This window comes from Caballeronia choica (assembly GCF_001544535.1).
Taxonomy (GTDB): Bacteria; Pseudomonadota; Gammaproteobacteria; order Burkholderiales; family Burkholderiaceae; genus Caballeronia; species Caballeronia choica.
Genome location: NZ_FCON02000369.1, coordinates 1 through 2550, shown reverse-complemented (window position 1 = coordinate 2550; position 2550 = coordinate 1). Strand labels below are relative to the sequence as shown.

Annotated in this window: 2 protein-coding genes; both read right to left on the bottom strand. The window is 60.5% G+C overall.

Annotation, left to right across the window (positions count from 1 at the left end; all coding sequences use genetic code 11):
* Positions 1–72: 72 nt before the first annotated feature.
* A complete protein-coding gene (gene istB, locus AWB68_RS43995) occupies positions 73–894 on the bottom strand; it encodes an IS21-like element helper ATPase IstB (RefSeq protein WP_087650333.1) in 822 nt (273 codons plus the stop codon).
* On the bottom strand, positions 891–2393 hold the full coding sequence (gene istA, locus AWB68_RS43990) for an IS21 family transposase (protein WP_087650332.1): 1503 nt from the start codon (positions 2391–2393) through the stop codon (positions 891–893). The genes istB and istA overlap by 4 nt, the downstream gene beginning before the upstream one ends.
* Positions 2394–2550 lie beyond the last annotated feature (157 nt).

The window sequence follows — 2550 nt, the reverse complement described above, 5'->3', positions numbered from 1 at the left end:
CTGGATAGCGTCAACTGTCTTGTCCGGTCGTCGACAACTATGTTGTCCGGTCGACGGGAGTAATTGTCGTGATCATGGATTCATAGGTGTCGTCGCTCCATCGTAATTGTCGTTGGGTAATTGACGCCGGCGCTCCTTCTGTTTGTCGCTGGCTTTGCGCCGCCGATAGCTTTCAACATTCAGCTCGAAGATCGTCGAGTGATGGACGAGCCGGTCGATAGCGGCCACCGTCATGCCGGGGTCAGGGAACACGTCGTTCCAGCCCGAGAACGGCTGATTGGCCGTGATGAGAAGACTTTTGCGCTCATACCTCTCAGCGATCAGTTCGAACAGCACGCTGGTTTCGGCCTGGTCTTTTCTCACATACGACAGATCGTCCAGGATGATCAGGTCGAACCGGTCGAGTTTGGCGAGCGCCGAAGGCAGTTGAAGGCTCTGACGGGCGACCTGAAGCTTCTGCACGATCTCACTGGTCCGCATGAACAGTACGCGATAGCCGGCGTCGATCAGCGCATGGCCAATGGCCGATCCCAAATGACTTTTCCCGCCACCGGGTGGCCCAAACAGGAGGATCGTGGCGCCTTTTTCGAGCCACGAATCGCCGGTGGTCAGCGCCATTACATGCGCCTTCGAGACCATCGGAACAACGCCGAAGTCGAAGTTGGCGAGCGTCTTGGTCGGATCCATATGCGATTCGATACGATGACGCTCGATCCGTCGTTGGGCCCGCTCGGCAAGCTCATGCTCAAACAGCGCGCCAAGCAGTCGGGACGCCTGCCAGCCCTCCTTGTCCGAGCGTTCGGCGAAGTCCGGCCACAACCGGCCGATCGTCGGCAGCCGCAACTCGTTGAGCATTAGCGCCATGCGGCCGGCATCGCAAGCAGGGGCGTTCATACCGGCACCTGCTCATCGAGCAATGCGTCATAGACCTCTGCCGATGGCATCTCGACCACGACCACAGGACACTCGCGCAGACGCGGGGCGAATTCGTCGAACAGCGTCTTCAGATCGGGCAGCTCACCGAGTTCGAGCAATGCTTCAAGCCGCTCGGCCAGTTGCGCTTCGACGCCGTGGTTACCGGCCAGCTCAAGCAGGCCCACCATGGTCTTGCAGGCGCTGCGTTGTGAGAGCTTCGTGTCCAGTTGCTCCCAGGTTCGGCGGTAAGCCTCACGCGGAAACAGGTTGTCGCGAAACGCCAGCCCTTTAAAGGCCTGAGGCTTGCGTTTGAGCGAATCGATAAAGTGACGGTAGTCGATGGCATGGCCCCGGCTGCGCCCGGGCGCAAGCGATCCCCGTGGCGTGCTGTGCACCAGCGTGCCGGACAGATAGCAATCAAGCCGGTCGATGTACAGACGCACCTTCAGCAGATGACCAATCAGGCGAGACGGAGCGCTATAAAGAATGTTGCGCACGGTGAAGGTACTGCAGCGGGTCACGCGCGCCTCTTCCTCGACGAAGTCCGTGGTACGGAGCTCAGGCAGATCCTGCAGGTGTTCGCGCTCGACGCGAAACGCTGCCGCATTGCGCCGGTTCCGGCGCATGACTACCCCGCGTAAGAACTCGTCATAGGAGGCGCGGTCAGCGAAGTCACGATGACCTCGCAGTTCCAGGGCTTGATCGACGGCGTCCTTCAGGTAGCGATGTGAGGATTCCACACTTCCGTTCTCGTGACCAAGACCCCGATTATTGCGTGTGCCCTCCATGCCGTAATGTTCGAGAAGTGCTGCATACCGGGGTGTGAAGTCCTCCTGCTCCTGCAGATTCCTGAAGGCCGCCGACAGGCTGTCCGAGCGGTGTTCGCGTGGGCAGCCACCAGCCTGCCACAGCGCATTCTGTAACCCGGCCGCGAGTGCTTCGAAACTCTCTCCACCATCAACCACACAGGCGTACTCCCAGCGCGAGAACGCCAGTACGAAGTGGTACAGCAGGTGGTCGAACGGGACGCCGCCGAGCGTCACGCACAGTTTCTCCATGTGAGTGAAGTCCGACAGGCCTCGTATCCCCGGCAGATACTCCTGCGGAAAGAAGATTTCCTTGCCCGGACCTTCGAGCGCACGCCATTGGCTGATGTGCCGTTCAAGCGTGCGTCGCATGCTATTCGGAAACCGGCCCGGGTGATCTTCCTGCAGCTTGCGCAGGATCGTGACCGGGATCAGCCGCGGCGCACTGCGCAGCAACGGGACCACTTCGCCTTCCCAAACGTCGGCGAACGGGTCTGTACGCGTACGCCAGTCACGCTCGGCCTTCTGCGAAGGCAACCTGGTCGCGCGCTCAATGCGTCGAGCCGTGCGCGAGCTCATGCCTACCTTGGCAGCAGCGACTTCCTGGGTGTTGTGTTTGCGCTTGTTCATATAGAGCCGGACCTGTTGGTCGGTAATGCGGGTTTCAGACATGGGCTGACCGCTTCTTTTTAGCTTCAGTCAGCCATCTTGGGCCCGCCGATCCGGCAGCGCCGGTGGCTCGTCGTCTCCGGCGGCTACGCCGCCTTCGACTCCTCACCACCGGCCAGGATAGTTGTCAACGACCGGACACTGTAATTGTCGCGCTCCA

Coding starts and splice junctions, on each gene's coding strand:
- istB (WP_087650333.1), bottom strand. CDS start 894: ATGAACGCCCCTGCTTGCGATGCCGGCCGCATGGCGCTAATGCTCAAC.
- istA (WP_087650332.1), bottom strand. CDS start 2,393: ATGTCTGAAACCCGCATTACCGACCAACAGGTCCGGCTCTATATGAAC.